11 protein-coding genes and 1 pseudogene are annotated in these 15,865 nt (G+C 71.9%); 3 read left to right on the forward strand and 9 right to left on the reverse strand.

Going from position 1 to position 15,865, the window contains the following annotated elements; genetic code table 11:
- Positions 1-4: 4 nt before the first annotated feature.
- The 4 genes from ABZS97_RS11630 to ABZS97_RS11645 form a co-directional block, all read right to left on the reverse strand.
- Positions 5-2,896 (reverse strand): COR domain-containing protein, encoded by a 2,892-nt coding sequence (locus ABZS97_RS11630; RefSeq protein ID WP_356136314.1) that lies wholly within the window; start codon positions 2,894-2,896, stop codon positions 5-7.
- Between the two features lie 98 nt (positions 2,897-2,994).
- On the reverse strand, positions 2,995-6,144 hold the full coding sequence (locus ABZS97_RS11635) for a carboxyl transferase domain-containing protein (RefSeq protein WP_356136316.1): 3,150 nt from the start codon (positions 6,142-6,144) through the stop codon (positions 2,995-2,997).
- 141 nt (positions 6,145-6,285) lie between these two features.
- Positions 6,286-6,981 carry an HAD family phosphatase gene (locus ABZS97_RS11640; RefSeq protein ID WP_356136318.1) on the reverse strand — a complete coding sequence of 232 codons (696 nt, stop codon included), beginning with the start codon at positions 6,979-6,981 and terminating at the stop codon, positions 6,286-6,288.
- Positions 6,982-7,022: 41 nt separating this feature from the next.
- Positions 7,023-7,499 carry an Lrp/AsnC family transcriptional regulator gene (locus tag ABZS97_RS11645; RefSeq protein WP_356136320.1) on the reverse strand — a complete coding sequence of 159 codons (477 nt, stop codon included), beginning with the start codon at positions 7,497-7,499 and terminating at the stop codon, positions 7,023-7,025.
- A 297-nt stretch (positions 7,500-7,796) separates the two neighbouring features.
- Between ABZS97_RS11645 and ABZS97_RS11650 the strand changes: the two genes are divergently transcribed.
- Together ABZS97_RS11650 and ABZS97_RS11655 are read left to right on the forward strand one after the other, a co-directional pair.
- Positions 7,797-9,293 carry an FUSC family protein gene (locus tag ABZS97_RS11650; protein WP_356136322.1) on the forward strand — a complete coding sequence of 499 codons (1,497 nt, stop codon included), beginning with the start codon at positions 7,797-7,799 and terminating at the stop codon, positions 9,291-9,293.
- Positions 9,294-9,446: 153 nt separating this feature from the next.
- Positions 9,447-10,490, forward strand: coding sequence for a lactonase family protein (locus ABZS97_RS11655; RefSeq protein ID WP_356136324.1), 1,044 nt, complete (start codon positions 9,447-9,449; stop codon positions 10,488-10,490).
- A gap of 75 nt (positions 10,491-10,565) precedes the next feature.
- Here ABZS97_RS11655 and ABZS97_RS11660 read toward each other — a convergent pair whose 3' ends face one another.
- The 4 genes from ABZS97_RS11660 to ABZS97_RS11675 form a co-directional block, all read right to left on the reverse strand.
- Complete coding sequence (locus tag ABZS97_RS11660; RefSeq protein WP_356136326.1) at positions 10,566-11,489, reverse strand: hypothetical protein; 924 nt, start codon at positions 11,487-11,489, stop codon at positions 10,566-10,568.
- A 184-nt stretch (positions 11,490-11,673) separates the two neighbouring features.
- Entirely contained in the window at positions 11,674-12,702 is a 1,029-nt protein-coding gene (locus ABZS97_RS11665) for a BadF/BadG/BcrA/BcrD ATPase family protein (protein WP_356136328.1), read from the reverse strand.
- The gene (locus ABZS97_RS11670; RefSeq protein ID WP_356136330.1) at positions 12,699-13,376 is read right to left on the reverse strand and encodes a uracil-DNA glycosylase; all 678 of its coding nucleotides are present in this window, start codon (positions 13,374-13,376) and stop codon (positions 12,699-12,701) included. The genes ABZS97_RS11665 and ABZS97_RS11670 overlap by 4 nt, the downstream gene beginning before the upstream one ends.
- A gap of 141 nt (positions 13,377-13,517) precedes the next feature.
- Positions 13,518-14,603 carry an exo-alpha-sialidase gene (locus ABZS97_RS11675; protein WP_356136332.1) on the reverse strand — a complete coding sequence of 362 codons (1,086 nt, stop codon included), beginning with the start codon at positions 14,601-14,603 and terminating at the stop codon, positions 13,518-13,520.
- Between the two features lie 271 nt (positions 14,604-14,874).
- Here ABZS97_RS11675 and ABZS97_RS11680 point away from each other — a divergent pair, with 271 nt between their 5' ends.
- Positions 14,875-15,462: a DUF3592 domain-containing protein gene (locus ABZS97_RS11680; protein WP_356136334.1), complete on the forward strand. Its 588-nt coding sequence runs from the start codon at positions 14,875-14,877 to the stop codon at positions 15,460-15,462.
- Between the two features lie 309 nt (positions 15,463-15,771).
- On the opposite strand, the pseudogene ABZS97_RS11685 reads toward ABZS97_RS11680, so the two are convergent.
- Positions 15,772-15,865: pseudogene (locus ABZS97_RS11685) on the reverse strand (superoxide dismutase); the annotation flags it as partial.

Raw genomic sequence — 15,865 nt, forward strand, 5'->3', positions numbered from 1 at the left:
AACGTCAGGAGGCCGGCGGAAGCTGCCCCGGCACAGGTGTGGGAGCGGCGGGGAGCGCGTTGCGGTACGGCCGGGCGTGGTCCTCGCAGAGCCAGAGCGTGTCGCCCTCGGGCGTGAGGATCTTGTTCAGGCCGCCCCAGCGCCCGTGCGGGTCGAGTTGTTCGAGGAGGGCGCGCATCGCACGGAACTCCGCGTCCCACTGCGCCTTCACCAGGGTGTTCATGGAGGCGATGTCGGCCGGGTCGTCCTGTTCCGCGAGTTCGGACGTCGTGTCGAGGAGTGCCTTCATCAGCTTGATGTCGTCCTTGAGGACCTTGTCGAGATCGTCGGAGGCGACCCCGATGACACCCCCGACCACCGGGACGGCGTAACGCAGGATCTTGAACAGGCCCCGGGCGTACGGCAGGAGCGTCGTCTCCAGCTGTGACGTCGCCCGGACCTCGTAGGGCTCGTGACCGGGCGCCGGATGCCACTGGCCCGGGGCCTCGCAGTACAGCCGCAGCTGGAAGCAGGAGCCGCGGACCATGCCCAGGGCCCGGCGCCGTGTCACGCGGGAGACCGACACGACGCTCGGGCAGGTCACCTGCTGGGACGTCTGGTGACCGCGCCAGGCAGCGAGCGCGGCCCGCTGCTGCTCCGCGGCGATGGAGGCCTGCTTGGCCTCCATCTGCTCAAGGGCGCGCAGCAGGCCGTCATGCTGTGCGTCCCGGTCCTGCCGCTGGCGCTCGACGACGTCTGTCATGCGCCGTACCTCGTCCCTTGTCTGCGTGAGCAGCTCCTCGGACCGCCGGGCCTCCGGGGGCTCGATGCCCTGCATCAACTGCCTCACGTTGTGGTCTCTGATCTCGACCGGGCACTCCGCCTCCTCCCGTGGGGGCGTCCGTGCCAGGCGGGCCTTGAGCTGATCGTGCGGGAACTCGTGCGTGCACTCCGAGCCGTCGGGCAGTCTTCCCGGGCAGGGCACCGAACGGTTGATCTCAAGGCCGGGATAGCGGCGCAGCGTCTGCTCGAAGCCGTCCTTGAGGATCGCGAGGAAGTCCTGCGGATAAGGCCCGCGGACGCGTAGCTCGGCCGTCTTCGCGATGCGGTCGACCGTCACGAGCGCGGTGTGCTCGCCGTCCGGGTGGCGCAGCAGCGCCCCGCTGCGCCAGTGGAGCCCGGCGGTGAAACGGTGTTCGCGGGCGATGAACCAGGTCGGGATGCCCGGAGGAACCGTGTGCAGCCGGTAGCGCAGCCGCAGTTCGCGGTGCGCGGACTCCGTGGCCGCCCAGTCCTCCTGGTACGCGGGCGGATCCCAGGGCAGCAGCTCGACGACGATGCTGCTGGTGCCGTCATCCGTGCGGTAGGACAGGTCGAAGCGCTCCATCAGGGCCACGAAGTGCCGGCGCAGATCCGTGCTGAGGTCGTGCCACAGCTCGCTCTGATGCGCCTTGGTGAACAGTGCGTCCTTCTGCCGCACCGCCGGTGCGTCCAGAACCCTGCTGATGTAGTCGGTCACCCACTGCGGACGCAGTACCACCATGTCGCCCAGCTCCGGGTCGTCGCTGTAGGCCAGGACGTCACCCAGGCTGTGCAGGGCTTGTGTCAGGCCGCGCTGATGGCCGGGGTCCGTGACGCCGTGTTCGGCCAGAAGGGCGGCCATTCCTTGTGGATCGACATGGTTGCGGGAGTCGGTCCGGAGCGCTTCGGTGGCATTCAGCCAGGCCTCCGGCCAGACCACACCCATGAGGGGCAGCCGGGAGGCCTGCTCGGCGATGCGGTCCCTGACTTCACCGATGCCCTGCCGCGTCTCGTTGTCGGCCTCCATGCTGGCGACGATCATGCCGGGATACGCCGCGTGCAGGTCTGCCAAGGGGAGGTCGGCGGGGCGCGGCCCGAGATGGGTGGCGACCAGGATGACGGGGGCACGCGGAGCCCTCGCTTTGATCATGTCCAGCCAGTAGTACAGCTTCGTGGACTCCCAGCCGATCTGCGCGTCCCAGACGAGGACGAACAGCGAGCGGTCGGTGAGAAAGAACTGGTGCGTGGCGTGGTAGATCTCCTGGCCGCCGAAGTCCCAGGTGGACAGCCGCATGACGACATCGCGCTGTGGGTGAGGGTGCGGGAGGTCGAGGTTGATGACGTTCAGACCGTGCGTGCTGCTCTCATTGCTTTCGAAGGGTTCGTCCAGAAGCGACTTGATGAGGGACGTCTTTCCTGCGCGGCCTTCGCCCACGAAGACGACCTTTGAGGACCACTGGCGCGTTGTCCGGCTGGTGGACCGTTCGCGGAGGAAGGCGAGCAGGGTCGCCGTGCCTGCGGCCACGACCTCTGGTGGCAGGGTGGTGAGTTCGTTTCCGTCGAGTTCGACGACATCAAGACTGGCGAGATCGCCGAACGAGTCGGGCAGGCCGACCAGTCGGTTGTCCCTGAGCCCGAGGCGGTTGAGGTTGGTGCAGTTGCCGAATGAGTCCGGGAGGAGGGTCAGGGCGCTGCCGGACAGTTCGAGACGTTCGAGACTGGTGAGGTTGCCGAACGAGGTCGGCAGCTCGGTCAGTCTGTTGCCGTTGAGGAAGAGATCGGTGAGTTGGGTGAGGTTTCCGATCGACTCCGGAAGCTTGGTCAATCCACACATGTTGAGCTCGAGCTGCCTCAGATTTCTGAGGTTTCCTATCCACAGGGGCAGCTCCGTCAACTCGTTCAGCATGAGGTTGAGGTGAGTGAGGTTGGTGAGACTCCCGAGCCAATCCGGCAGCGCGGTGAGGCTGTTGGCGCTCAAGTCGAGCTGCCTGAGGTGAGTCAGCTCGGCCAGCTCGCCCGGAACCTCGGTGAGTTCAAAGACTCCGAGATCGAGCTCGTCCGCGTCTCGTGCCGCGGCGATCCGTCGCTGTACTTGTTCCTCGTCACCGAGTGCCATGTTCCCCGCCGTACCCTCGCCGACACCGTGTGCAGGAAGTCTGGACGACCCGGTCATCGCAGACAACGCCTGGGCTGCGCCATGTTCCTGACTGAGCGTCACCAAGTATCGACGAACGACCGCCGCTCGCCAGACGGCCCTTCACCCCCCTCCAACGCCCGCAGAATCCATCCCCGAGACTCCGCCGGATCAATCACCGCATCGATCTCCAGCGCAGCCGCCGCATTGACCGCCTTGCCGTGCTCGTACAGCTCGGCCACCCGGGCCTCGAAGGCACGCGCGCGTTCGTCCGCGTCCGCGATGGCCTCCAACTCCCGGCGATAGCCCAGCCGCACCGCACCCTCCAGGCCCATGCCGCCGAACTCTCCGCTGGGCCAGGCCGCGGTGGCCGCGGGAGCGCGGGTGGAGCCGCCCATCATGGCCATGGCGCCGAGGCCGTACGCCTTTCTCAGGACGAGGCTGACGAGCGGCACACGCAGGTTCGCGCCGGTGACGAAGAGGCGGGCGAAGTGCCGGACGGTGGCGGTGCGTTCGGCGTCCGGGCCCACCATGAAGCCCGGGGTGTCGCAGAGGGAGACGACCGGGAGGCCGAAGGCGTCGCAGAGTTGCAGGAAGCGGGCCGTCTTGTCGGCCGCGTCACGGTCGATCGCACCGCCCAGGTGGGCCGGATTGCTGGCGATCAGCCCCAGCGGACGTCCCTCGACGCGGACGAGGCAGGTCAGGATGCCGACCCCGAACGAAGGGCGCAGCTCCAGGACCGAGCCGAGGTCCGCCAGCGTCGCGACGGCCGCCCGCATGTCGTAGGCGCGCCGCCGGTTCTCCGGCACGGCATGGCGCAGCAGCCGCTGGTCCGGCTCCTCCCAACTTCCCTGTGCACCCTGGAAATATGAGAGGTACTGCCGTGCCACCCGTACGGCCTCCGCCTCGTCCTGGACGGCGATGTCCACGACACCGTTGGGGACCTGGACCGACAGGGGGCCGACCTCCTCGGGCCGGTACACGCCGAGTCCACCGCCCTCGATCATCGCGGGGCCGCCCATGCCGATCGTGGCCTCGGGCGTCGCGATGACCACGTCGCAGCAGCCCAGCAGGGCGGCGTTGCCCGCGAAGCAGCGTCCCGAGGCGATGCCGACGAGCGGGACCAGTCCGCTGAGGCGGCCCATCCGGTGGAAGGTGGTCACGTCCAGGCCGGCGACGGAGGTCGTGTCCGTGTCGCCCGGTCGACCGCCCCCTCCCTCCGCGAACAGCACCACGGGCAGCCGCCGTTGCTCGGCGAGCTCCAGCATCCGGTCGGTCTTGCGGTGGTTCTGCAGCCCCTGAGTACCTGCGAGGACCGTGTAGTCGTACGACATCGCCACGCACGGCGCGCCGTTGACGTGCCCCGTGCCCGTGACCATGCCGTCGGCGGGGGTGGAGCGGATCAGGTCGTCGAGGGAGCGGCGTCGGCGCTGCGCGGCGATCGCCAGCGCCCCGAACTCGGTGAACGTCCCCTCGTCGCACAGGTCGTGGATGTTCTCGCGTGCGGTCCGGCGGCCGGTCGAGTGCCGTTTCGCGACGGCTTCGGGGCGGTTCTCGTCGAGGCCGAAGGCGTGACGGCGCACCGCCTCGGCCAGGTCGGGCCGTACGACGTCCGGATCCGGTGTGCCTTCGATCCCGGCCTCTTCGCCCGGGCCGCCCCCTTCGTCCAGCGCCATCAAGGGACGGCCTTCGACGACCGTTTCCCCGACGCGCGTGTGCACGGCGCGGACGACTCCGGAGCCCGGAGCGCTGACGACGTGCTCCATCTTCATCGCTTCGAGGACCAGCAACTGCTGCCCGGAGCGCACGGGTTGGCCCACCACCACGTCGACCGAGACGACCGTGCCGCTCATGGGCGCGCCCACCGAGCCCCCGGGGGACACCGGCGAGACGTCCGCCTCCACCGGCAGCAGCTCGGGCAGATGCGTCTCCACGAAGCCGGTGTGGCTCCAGAAGCGTGGCTGCTCAAGAAGCGCCCGCAGCAGGGGAATGCCGGTCCGTACGCCCTCGATCCCGAACTCGCCGAGCGCTGTGCGAGCCCGCGCGCAGGCGGCCTCGAAGCCGTTAGGCGCATGGACGACGACCTTGGCGAGCAGTGAGTCGTAGCGGACGCCGAGGTCCGCGCCGGAGCGCGCGGCGGTGTCCACGCGCACACCGGGACCCGTCGGTACGTCGAACCGCGTCAGCCGCCCGGCCGACGGCCGCACGGACCCGTCGGCCGAGGTCACCTCGGCGTTCACGCGCGCCTGGACGGCGCAGCCACGTGGCGACGGCGGCGGTCCCGAGAGCCCGACGTCCGCCAGCGTCTCGCCCGCCGCCAGGCGCAGTTGTACGGCGACCAGGTCGACGCCGGTCACCGCCTCCGTGACCGTGTGCTCGACCTGGAGGCGTGGATTGGCCTCGATGAAGTGGAACTCCTCGCCCCTGACCAGGAATTCGAAGGTGCCGAGCCCCGTGTACCGGGTGGCGCGGGCCATGCGCAGGGCGCTGGAGAGGAGCTTCTGCCTTGTGGAGTCGGCCAGTTCGGGCGCGGGTGCTATCTCGATCAGCTTCTGGTGGCGACGCTGGGCGCTGCAGTCCCGCTCCCAGAGATGGGTGACGGCGCCGGTGGCGTCACCGAGGATCTGCACCTCGATGTGCCGGGCACCCTCCACCAAGCGTTCCACGTACAACTCGCCGCGTCCGAACCCCTGTTGGGCTTCCGCTCGGCAGCGCTCCCAGGCCTCGTCGAGTTGTCCGGTCGTACGGACGACCCGCATGCCGCGCCCGCCGCCTCCGCCGACCGCCTTGATCATCACGGCCCCGCCGGAGAGGAACTCCCGTGCGTCGTCGAGCGAGGTGGCCCCTTCCGTCCCCGCGAGGACGGGCACCCCGAGCTCCTTCGCGAGCGTGCGGGCACGGGACTTGTCGCCGAAGAGATCCAGGACCTCGGGGGAGGGGCCCACGAAGGTGATCCCGGCGGCCCCGCAGCTTCGCGCGAACGCGGCGTTCTCGCTGAGGAACCCGTACCCGGGGTGGAGGAAGGCGCAGCCGGTCGCGCGTGCGACGTCCAGGACCGCGTCCGCGTCGAGGTAGTCCTTCAACGGCACGGCCTCGTCGGCCCGTCGGGCGTGCGCGTCGTCATCTTCCGCGTACACCGCGACCGTGCGCAGCCCTGCCTCGGAGGCGGCACGCAGGACTCGTACGGCGATCTCCCCGCGGTTGGCGACGAGTACGGCGGCAGCGCCCATGAACCCCTCCGGAAAGGCCGTGGCCGGGTCGGCCCCGCCATGCTCATGGACAGTGACACCAACGTCAACAGGCTCCCTGCCTGGCGGGGAGCCCTGGCCGACGGCGTCCTCCGGAAGCCGAGCCCCATTGCCGCGAGGAGATCAGGAGGCGGGCGCAGGGTTCGCGAGCCAGTCGTACGCCGCACGCGCCGTGAACGCCCTCTGGCCGCCGCGCAGCAGCAGCTCGGCCGTCGCGAAGGCGGGGGCGTCGGCCTGCGCGGCGACGTACGGGATGGCGATGCAGCGCATTCCGGCCGCGTACGCGGCGGCCGCGCCCGGGGCGGCGTCCTCCAGGACGACGCAGTCGGCAGGGGCGGCGCCCAGACGGCGGGCCGCCTCCAGGAAGACATCCGGAGCGGGTTTGCCGTGCGCGACCTCGTCGGCCGAGACCGTGGTGCTGAGCCAGGCGCTCAGGCCCGTGCCCGTCAGGATCGCCTCGATCGCTTCGGGTGACGAGCCGGAGGCCACGGCCATGGGGACACCCTCGCCGGCCAGCAGCTCCACGAACTTGCGCATCTGCGGGTACACGGGCGTGGAGGTGCGGGCGAGCGCCAGATAGCGGTGGTTAAGCTCGGCGAGGAGGTTGCTCTGTGGCGCCGCGATCCCGTAGCGCGCCTTCCAGATCCCGAGCGTCTCCCAGGTGCCGATTCCCACGTACTGCTCGTTGTCGCGCCAGGTGTAGCCGGGGAAGCCGTGGTGGGTGAGCAGCTCGCGCGATGCCTCGTAGTAGTTCGGCTCGCTGTCCACGAGTGTTCCGTCGAGATCGAAGATGACCGAGATACCGCCGAGAATGCTCATGACCTCCAGGATGCCCACGTCCGGCGCCCCGTGGCGCGGGGTCAGCCGCGCGCCGCGCGCCCGATCGACTCCACCAGCGGCAGCAACCGGTGCGGGACGCGTTCGCGCAGGGCCACCTCGGTGCGGGTGCGCACGACGCCCGGGAGGCTGATCAGCGCCTGGATGACGTCCTCCAGGTGTCCGTTGTCCCGCGCCGCGACCCGGGTCAGCAGATCACCGCCTCCGGTGATCGAGAAGACCTCGATGATCTCCGGCACGGCGGCCAGCGCGTCGCTCACGTCGTCGAGATGGCCCTGCGTGACCTCGATGTGCACGAAGGCCAGCACCGGGTGACCGAGCGCCGCGGGGGACAGGGTGGGGCCCGTGCCGGTGATCACCCCGTCGCGCTCCAGGCGGTCGAGACGGGCCTGGAGTGTGCCGCGCGCGATGCCCAGGACGCGGGCGTACTCGCGCACGCTGGTGCGCGGCTGTTCCAGCAGGAGCCGCAGGATGCGGGTGTCGAGTCCGTCCACGGCCATGGTCCGTTGGCCTCCCTGCGGTCAGAAGTTATTGAGATTTACTGTACCAATGGCTCAGCTCAATCCGATCGAGTTGAGCCACTGCCCCACTCCTGTTTACCTTGTGCGTATTGATGGCGCCGCGCAGCGCAGGACGGCAACGAAGCCGGATTCCGTGCCCGCGGCGCCATTCCCATGTCCTGCACCCGGACGCCACGTCCTGGCCCAGGACTCCCGTGCCCTGAACGGGCACACCCATGTCCTGAACCGGGACGGACGACGTAGCGAAGTGGGGGCGGGCCGCCGAAGGTGAAGAAGATGTTCATGGCGCCGGATCCGGGACTGGTCCGACTGCGGGTCTCGCTGCGGGCCGTGCTCGGCATCGGCCTCGCGGTGACGGTCTCGGAGCTGGCCGGGTTCTCCCTGTCCGCCTCGATCACGGGCGGGCTCGCCGCGCTCCTCGCGCTGTTCACCGTCGGTGATCCGACGGTGCGCCGCCAGGCAGGCACCACCGCGCTGCTGCCCGTCGTCGGTCTCCCCGTCCTCGCGCTCGCGACCGCGCTGCACGGGGCCCCGGCGCTGCGCGACGCGATCTGGCTCGCGGTGATCTTCTGCGGGGTGTACGCCCGCCGCTGGGGGCCGCGCGGCCACGCGCTCGGCATCTTCGCGTTCATGATGTTCTTCACCACGCAGTTCCTGCACGCCGTCCCCGGGCAGCTGCCGGAGCTGTCCGCGGCGGTAGCGCTGTCCCTGGCCGTCGCCTCGGCCGTGCGCTTCGGCGCGTGGTGCGTCGAGCGGCGCACCCCCCTCCCCGCGCCGCCCGCCCCGCTCGCCGGGCGCGGCCTCGCCCGGCCGGTCACGCGCCAGGCCTTCCAGGCGACCGCCGCCTGCGCCTTCGCGATCGCCGCCGGCCAGGTGCTGTCCCACGAACGCTGGTACTGGGCTGTCTGCGCCGCCTGGTGGATCTTCGTCAACACCACCTCGCGGGGCGAGACCCTCGTCCGCGGCTTCCGGCGCGTCCTCGGAACGGTCACCGGCATCGCGGCCGGCCTCCTGATCGCCGTACCGCTGCACGGCGCTCCGGCGCCCACCGCCGTGCTCGTCGCCGTCTGCGTCTTCGGCATCTTCTACACGGCGGCGCTGTCGTACAGCTGGATGATGTTCTTCGTCACCGTCATGGCGGGCCTGCTCTACGGCCTGCTCGGCGTACTCCACCCCGGCCTCCTCGTGCTGCGCCTCGCCGAGACCGGCGTCGGCGCGCTCGGGGCCGCGCTCGCCGTCGCGCTCGTCCTGCCGATCACCACGCACGCGGTCACCGACCAGTGGGTGCACCGGGCGCTGTACGCGGTGCACGGCTGCACCGCGGCGGCCGCCGCACGGCTCGCGGGCGACGCCACGGCCGACCCTGCGCCGCGCGCGGCCGAGCTCGAAGCACTTCTGGGGCGTGTACGGATGGCGGTCGCGCCCCTGGTGCACCCGCTCCACCCGATCCGGGCACGCAAGACCCGCGCCCGGCAGGTCCTCGCCCTGCTCGACGACTGCGCCCGTGAGGTACGAGGTCTCGCGGCGGTCGCAGCCGACCCGGACGCCTCCCACGACGCACGCCTCACGGCCGCCTGCAGGCGCGTGGAGGCGGCTGTGGAGACGCTGGTCGGGGCGGTACCGGAACGCGCCGCGACAGCGCACGCGGGCGCGCCCGGCCACCACCCGGGCGCCGAGCAGGCTCTCGCCCATCTGCACGGCCTGGAGCGGGCGCTCGCGGCCCTCGCCACGCCCCTGCGCGGCTCCCGCCGCTCCCCGCTCCTCGGCGCCTGACGCCGGGGTATGTGCGAGACGGTGGAGCGCACGCCCGCGTACGTCCAGCACACGCAGGCATACGCGCGCGCCGACGGTGCCGACATGGTCTAGACCGCTGGCCCTCGACTGCTACCGTCGCCCCGGACAGCGCAGGACGGAGAGGGGACGGCAGTGGCAGAGGGCAGACGGCAACCACGGGCGTTCATCGGCTCGTTCACGGCGGCGGGGGGCCCGGGCGTCCTCACCGCGGCCGTGGACCGGAACGACGGCGCGCTGACCGTGCTCAGCGCGACGGACGGCATCCCCGACCCCTCGTACCTCGCCCTGTCGCCCGCCAAGGACATGCTGTACGCGGTCAGCGAGACCGCCGACGGAGCGGTGGCCGCGTACCGCGTCACCGGAGACAAGGCCGAGCTGGCCGCACCGCCGGTGCCGGTGGGCGGGAGCGGTCCGACGCACCTCAGCGTGCACGCGGGGCACGTCCTGACGGCCAACTACGGTTCCGGCAGCGTCACGGCCGTCCCCCTCCGCGACGACGGCACCCTCTCCGATGCGCCCTCCAGCGTGCTGCGGCACACCGGCTCGGGCCCGCACACCCCACGCCAGCACGGCCCGCACGCACACCAGGTGCAGCCCGACCCCAGCGGCCGGTGGGCGGTGAGCGTCGACCTCGGCACGGACTCCGTGAGGGTGTGCACCCTGGACGGCGGAACGCTCACGCTGCACCGCGAGTTCGCGCTGCGTCCCGGCTCAGGGCCCCGTCACCTGGCGTTCCACCCGCGCGGCGAACACGCGTACGTACTCAATGAACTCGCACCGACCGTGACCGCCTGCCGCTGGGACGCCGCCGAGGGCACCCTGCGGCCGGTCGGCGAGACGCCGGTGCTGTCGGGTGTCCCGGACGGCGACGCCTACCCGTCGGGCATCGTCGTCTCGCCCGACGGCCGTTTCGTGTGGACCGCCACCCGCGGCCAGGACGTACTGTCCGTGCTCACCCCCGACGCCGTGGGCGAGGGGCTGCGGCTGGTCGCCACGGTGCCCTGCGGCGGCCACTGGCCGCGTGCCCTGGCCATCGACCCCTCCGGGCGCTTCCTGTACTCGGCCAACGAGCGCTCCGGCGACGTGACCTGGTTCCTGGTCGACCCGGACACCGGGGTACCGCGCCTCGGCGGCTCGGTGGAGGCTCCGGCGGCATCCTGCGTGGTCTTCGGCTGACCAGCCGCCCGCGTACGGCAGAAGGGCCCGCTCCTACGAGAGGAGCGGGCCCTTCGACGTGCGGCGATCCCGGACTCAGCGAGCCGGCGTGCCCTGCGCCTGCTGCGGGGTGATGCCCAGCACGGTCGTGTACTTGGCCAGCGCGAGCTTGCCGATCGCCGGGTACGGGCCGAGCGCCTCGGCGGCGGAGCAGCCCGCCTCCTTGGCGGCCGCGTCCAGCAGCCCCGCCTCGATCTCCGGGCCGATCAGGTACGGCGCGAGCGCCAGGTTCTGGGAACCCGAGGCGCGCAGCTGCTCGGCGGTGGCCGCGATCGAGCCCTCCTCGTCGAGAGCGGCCGCCATCACCGGCACGGCGAGGCGCGCGGCGAGCAGCATGCCGGTGATCCCGGCCGCCTGCACGGCCTCCTCGCCGCCCACGGAGGCGAGGATGATGCCGTCCGCGGCGGTCGCCACGGTGAACAGCCGGGCGCGGTCGGCGCGCGCGAGACCCGCCTCGGACAGCCGAACGTGCAGCGCCTCGGCGAGCAGCGGGTGCGGACCGAGGACATCGGCGAGGTCGGCGGCGACACGACTCTCCATGACGGCCTGGCGCAGACGGCGCAGCAGCGCGTTGTCCGGACCGGCCAGCAGCGGCACGACGACGGCGACGGGGCCGTCGGGCTCGGCGGCGTCCACACCGGCGGCGCGGGCCTGCTCGTATCGCGCCACACGCTCCTGGGCGGCGCGCGCGAGCACGGACTGCAGCGTGGGGAACTCGGTGTCGTCCCCGTCGAGGTACCCGATGCGGGCGTCAAGGCCGGGGAGCTCGGAGCGCGCGATGCTCACGACCTCCTCGGCGAGGCTGCGCATGGCGGCGCTGGGCGTGCCCGGCACCGCGAGGACGAGCGCGGGCGCGCCCTCGGGAGCCGCCAGGGGCTCCGGACGGCGGTGCCGCCCGGGCTGGCGGGGTCGCGGCATTCGTACAGGCAGGCCGGACGCGGGCCCAGTGGGGGAGCTCATGGCGCCGAATGTTACTGGTTTCCTGGGTTCCCCTGTTCGGGGAGGGTGCAGGTGAGCGGTATCCGTCCGCTTTTGTCTGATGAGTTACGAACCGATCAGAAGTGAGCAGTACGGCACGATCAACCACAGGTTTCGGCCACTGCTTTCGGTCACGCCGCTCAACCGCTCTGCAGAGCCGCTCTCCTCAGCAGCCGTCGCCGCCGGTTGTGTCACGGGCTTCGGTCACCACGAACAGCATCCGCTCGTCGCGGGGCAGTGCGAGCGCGTCGTTCGCCAGGGCGATGCCGATGTTCACGGCGCCGGCCAGTGGGTCGCCCGCCGCCGGTACCTGCCGTGCGTGCGGCAGCCGCGCCGCCAGCTCATCACGCAGGGGTACGAGAAGGGCGTCGCCGATCTTGAACAGTCCGCCGGTGAGGGCGACTTGGGCCTCCGCCGTATCAGGGCAGACCGCGGCCGCGGAGTCGGCCATGTCCTTCGCGGCCGCGCGCAGGATGTTCGCGGCGACCGGATCGCCTCCGGCGCACGCCGCCACTTCGGGGGCGAAGGCGGCGAGCACCGCGGGCCGGTCGCTGCGTGGGTACACCTTGCCCGGCAGACCCGGCATCGGCCCGAACGCCGCCTCGGCGCGCGCCAGCAACGCCGGGGATCCGCCCGGGCGCCCGTCGAAGGCCCGGGCGGCCGCCTCCAGCCCGGCCCGGCCGATCCACGCCCCGCCGCCGCAGTCGCCGAGCAGATGACCCCATCCGTCGGCCCTGCGCCAGCTCTCCAGGTCCGTACCGACCGCGATCATGCCCGTTCCGGCGGCGATGACGGCACCCGGCCGGGAACCGAGCGCCCCCGAGTACGCCGTGACCGCGTCGGCGACCAATGCCAGCCGCCGTACGCCCAGTTCACGCGCCAGCGCCGATGGCAGTCTCGCGCGCAGCTCGTCGCCGAGTGTGGCCAGTCCCGCGGCCCCGATGACGACCGCCGCCGGCGCGTCGACCCCGGCGTCGGCCATCAACCGTCCGGCCATCGGCAGGAGTTGCTCCAGCAGATGCCCGGCGTCGATACCCCGCGGCCCCGTGCGCACCGGTTCCTTGGACACGAGCGGGGCAGAAATGGGCGCACCGGCGTCGCCGCGGACGGCGAGCACGACGCGCAGACCCGACCCGCCGGAGTCCACTGCCAGCACACCGGACACCACGCCGGGAGCCGCACCGGAGTGCGTCACGGCAGGCGCCAGTCCACCGGCTCCGCGCCCTGCCTGGTCAGCAGATCGTTGGCACGGCTGAAGGGGCGGGAGCCGAAGAACCCGCGGTCCGCCGACATCGGGGAGGGGTGTGCTGACTCCACCGACGGCAGATCGCCGAGCAGCGGGCGCAGATTGCGCGCGTCGCGACCCCACAGGATCGACACCAGCGGCCGCCCGCGGCCGGCCAGCGCGCGTATCGCCTGCTCGGTGACCTCCTCCCAGCCCTTGCCGCGGTGTGCCGCAGGGCTGCGCGGGGCCGTGGTGAGCGCCCTGTTGAGCAGCAGCACCCCCTGCTGCGTCCACGGCGTCAGGTCACCGTTGGACGGCGGGGCCAGCCCGAGGTCGGTGTTGAGCTCCCGGTAGATGTTGATCAGGCTGCCCGGCAGCGGCCGTACCTCCGGCGCGACGGAGAAGGACAGACCCACCGCGTGTCCCGGGGTGGGATACGGGTCCTGCCCCACGATGAGGACGCGGACCTCGTCGAAGGGCTGCTGGAAGGCCCGTAGGACGTTCGCCCCCGCCGGGAGATAGGTGCGCCCGGCGGCGATCTCCGCGCGCAGGAAGTCGCCCATCTCGGCGATCCGCCCGGCGACGGGTTCGAGGGCCTTCGCCCAGCCCGGTTCGACGATTTCATGCAACGGTCGTGGTGCCACGGGCGTCACCCTACTGCCGTACACACGGCGGAGATCACCCGGTGGCCGAAGAGCGACCGGGATTGACCGACGAGTCGACGAACCGGGCGCGTCCCGGACGGAGAGCGTGACTTCATGGCCGATCGTTCCCCCCCGATCGCCTCAGCCGACGACCGCGGCGCGCACGCAGAGCACGTCCGGCAGGTGCGCGGCCAACTGCTGCCAGCTGTCCCCGTCGTCGGCCGACGCGAACACCTCGCCGTTGCGGTTGCCGAAGTACACGCCCGCCGGGTCCGCGCCGTCCGTGTACATCGCGTCCCGCAGCACCGTGCCGTAGTGGTCCTCCTGGGGGAGCCCGGCCGAGAGCGGCTCCCAGCTCTTGCCCGCGTCCGCCGTGCGGTAGACACGACATCGGTGGTCGGCCGGGACGCGGTCCGCGTCGGCGTTGATCGGGAAGACGTATGCGGTGTCACCACGGTGCGGATGGGCGGCCGCGGCGAACCCGAACGTGGACGGCAGGCCCTCACCGATGTCCGTCCAGTGAGCGCCCGCGTCGTCGCTGCGGTAGACCCCCCAGTGGTTCTGCAGATACAAGCGGTCCGGTGTCGCCGCGTCCTGGACGACCTTGTGCACGCACTGGCCGAACTCCGGGTCGGGGTCGGGCAGGAACACCGCGGATACACCGGAGTTGGACGGCGTCCAGCTCGCTCCCCCGTCCTTGGTGCGGAACACCCCGGCCGTGGACACGGCGACCGTCACGGCCCGCGGGTCGCGTCGGTCGGTGAGCACGGTGTGCAGGCCCTCACCGCCACCGCCCGGCACCCACCGGGAGCGGGTGGGGTGCTCCCACAGCGGGCGCACCAGCTCGAAGGACTCGCCCCGGTCCTCGGAGCGGTACAGCGCGGCCGGCTCCGTGCCCGCGTACACCACATCCGGTTCGGCTGCCGCCGGGTGCAGCTGCCACACCCGCTCCAGCGAAGCCCCTGTGTCCTTGGGGAACTTGACGGCGGGCCGGGCCGGTTCGGTCCAGGTCCGGCCCAGGTCGTCGGAGTGGAAGACGGACGGGCCCCAGTGCGCGCTGTCACCGCCGGCCAGCAGCCGCGGGGTCTTGCCGCGGGTGTCGATGGCGACCGAGTACACGGCCTGCGCGTTGAAGTACGGACTTTCGTCGAACTCCCAGGCCCCGCTGCGGCGCCGCCCGATGAACAGCCCCTTGCGTGTGCCTACGGTGAGCAGAATGTCGGCCATGCCGACCACCTCCGCGACGTCGTTGTCTCAGGTACGGGCCAGTCTGCACCTCGCCACTGACAGTCACCTCTGGGCGCGGCATCACAGCAGGTCGGGGCGGGTGCGTCGGGGCGCCTGCGGGGTGGTGCCGGGTCCCCGCCGAACGCAGGCACGGGGCGCTGGGGCCGGTGCGACGGACGTGTCGCCGGTCACGCCGTGAGCATCGGGCGCGCCGGCCGCGTATGGGAGGGCGACGGGGCATGTCCGTGCGGTCGTGAGGAGGATGCCATCCATGGCGGCATTCCGTGGTCCGAAAGTGTGGCTGTGGCGATGGCGGCGCAATCCGCTGCGGCGTCCCGGGGACGCGCTGGAGGCGTGGATTGTGCTCGCCGCCTGGACACTGACCGTGTTCGGCGGAGTGCTCGGCGGCCTGCTGGCGACGCAGAACGTGGAACACGGCCTCGCACGGGAGCGGGCGGAGTGGCACACGGTCCCGGCCCGGCTCACGGAGAACGCCCCGACCACCTCCACTCCGGGCGCTCCGGGATCCGGCGGCGACATGGTGTGGGCGAAGGTGCACTGGAGCGCGCCGGACGGGTCCGCCCGCAGCGGCCAGGCGAGGGTCTTCGCCGGTAGCTCCCTGGGCACCACGGTCACCGTGTGGACCGACCGCGAGGGCCAACTCGTGACCAGGCCCGCCACCCCGTCCCAGGCGCGGCTGCGGGCCTCGCTGGTGGGTGTCCTGGTGGGGGTGAGTGTCGCGGGTGTCCCCTTCGTCGGCGGGCGGCTCGTGCGCGGCCGGCTGGAACGGCGGCGCCTGGAGGAGTGGGACGCGGAGTGGGAGCGCGTGGACCCCTTGTGGGGGCGCAAGACGATCTGACAGGACGCCGGTCGGGGAGCGGACGGGCTGGGCAGAGACGCAGGGGGCACCGAGTCGGCGCAGGGCCGAGCGGGCCCGGGTCGGGCCGATCGGACCCCTGCGCGACCCGGCCCCGCGCGCGACGCTGGCAACGGACAAGCTCCTGCGGCGGCTTCGCCCACCGGCCGACCACGAACCCGGCCCGGGGGACCGCCACGGAGCGAGGAGCGTGCCATCGGGTGCGGGTGCCCGGGACGAAGACGGGTACCCGCCCTGCTCCGTGCGGTACATCCGAGCGCCGGCCCGCGCCGTACCGCACCGCGTCTGCGCCGAGACGTGGTGCTTCGCGAGCTCGGCGCGCTGCTCCTTGATGACAACGGCACGCGCCTGGAAGTGCGGGTCGTCGTTGGCGGCCATCTTCTCC

It is taken from the genome of Streptomyces sp. NPDC005485 (genome assembly GCF_040606085.1).
In the GTDB taxonomy this organism is placed as follows: domain Bacteria; phylum Actinomycetota; class Actinomycetes; order Streptomycetales; family Streptomycetaceae; genus Streptomyces.

Bases quoted from the DNA above. Each gene is read 5' to 3' on its own strand.
- ABZS97_RS11635 (WP_356136316.1), bottom strand. From the start codon at position 6,144: ATGGGCGCTGCCGCCGTACTCGTCGCCAACCGCGGGGAGATCGCCGTA.
- ABZS97_RS11645 (WP_356136320.1), bottom strand. From the start codon at position 7,499: ATGGCCGTGGACGGACTCGACACCCGCATCCTGCGGCTCCTGCTGGAA.
- ABZS97_RS11650 (WP_356136322.1), top strand. From the start codon at position 7,797: ATGTTCATGGCGCCGGATCCGGGACTGGTCCGACTGCGGGTCTCGCTG.
- ABZS97_RS11640 (WP_356136318.1), bottom strand. From the start codon at position 6,981: ATGAGCATTCTCGGCGGTATCTCGGTCATCTTCGATCTCGACGGAACA.
- ABZS97_RS11630 (WP_356136314.1), bottom strand. From the start codon at position 2,896: ATGGCACTCGGTGACGAGGAACAAGTACAGCGACGGATCGCCGCGGCA.
- ABZS97_RS11660 (WP_356136326.1), bottom strand. From the start codon at position 11,489: ATGAGCTCCCCCACTGGGCCCGCGTCCGGCCTGCCTGTACGAATGCCG.
- ABZS97_RS11680 (WP_356136334.1), top strand. From the start codon at position 14,875: ATGGCGGCATTCCGTGGTCCGAAAGTGTGGCTGTGGCGATGGCGGCGC.
- ABZS97_RS11675 (WP_356136332.1), bottom strand. From the start codon at position 14,603: ATGGCCGACATTCTGCTCACCGTAGGCACACGCAAGGGGCTGTTCATC.